The organism is Pseudoxanthomonas jiangsuensis (genome assembly GCF_010093185.1).
Lineage (GTDB): Bacteria > Pseudomonadota > Gammaproteobacteria > Xanthomonadales > Xanthomonadaceae > Pseudoxanthomonas > Pseudoxanthomonas jiangsuensis.
In genome coordinates, this window is the sequence record NZ_PDWL01000082.1 from 1 (window position 1) to 812 (window position 812).

General features: G+C 54.9%; 3 protein-coding genes. All 3 read left to right on the forward strand.

What is annotated here, in order from left to right:
• On the forward strand, positions 1-214 hold a 214-nt coding region (locus CSC62_RS17345), incomplete at its 5' end, for an Ig-like domain-containing protein (RefSeq protein WP_162407898.1).
• A gap of 15 nt (positions 215-229) precedes the next feature.
• Positions 230-652: a phage tail assembly chaperone G gene (gene gpG, locus CSC62_RS17350; RefSeq protein ID WP_000479153.1), complete on the forward strand. Its 423-nt coding sequence runs from the start codon at positions 230-232 to the stop codon at positions 650-652.
• 50 nt (positions 653-702) lie between these two features.
• Positions 703-812 (forward strand): phage tail assembly protein T (locus tag CSC62_RS18325; protein WP_425502056.1); only part of this gene is annotated, 110 nt, incomplete at its 3' end.

The following is an 812-nucleotide window of genomic DNA, read 5'->3' on the forward strand; positions in this document are numbered from 1 at the left end:
GCAGAGCACCACGCTGACCGTGGCCTTCCAGCCGGAGGGCGTAACCGACAAGAGCTTTCGTGCGGTGTCTGCGGATAAAACAAAAGCCACCGTGTCGGTCAGTGGTATGACCATCACCGTGAACGGCGTTGCTGCAGGCAAGGTCAACATTCCGGTTGTATCCGGTAATGGTGAGTTTGCTGCGGTTGCAGAAATTACCGTCACCGCCAGTTAATCCGGAGAGTCAGCGATGTTCCTGAAAACCGAATCATTTGAACATAACGGTGTGACCGTCACGCTTTCTGAACTGTCAGCCCTGCAGCGCATTGAGCATCTCGCCCTGATGAAACGGCAGGCAGAACAGGCGGAGTCAGACAGCAACCGGAAGTTTACTGTGGAAGACGCCATCAGAACCGGCGCGTTTCTGGTGGCGATGTCCCTGTGGCATAACCATCCGCAGAAGACGCAGATGCCGTCCATGAATGAAGCCGTTAAACAGATTGAGCAGGAAGTGCTTACCACCTGGCCCACGGAGGCAATTTCTCATGCTGAAAACGTGGTGTACCGGCTGTCTGGTATGTATGAGTTTGTGGTGAATAATGCCCCTGAACAGACAGAGGACGCCGGGCCCGCAGAGCCTGTTTCTGCGGGAAAGTGTTCGACGGTGAGCTGAGTTTTGCCCTGAAACTGGCGCGTGAGATGGGGCGACCCGACTGGCGTGCCATGCTTGCCGGGATGTCATCCACGGAGTATGCCGACTGGCACCGCTTTTACAGTACCCATTATTTTCATGATGTTCTGCTGGATATGCACTTTTCCGGGCTGACGTACAC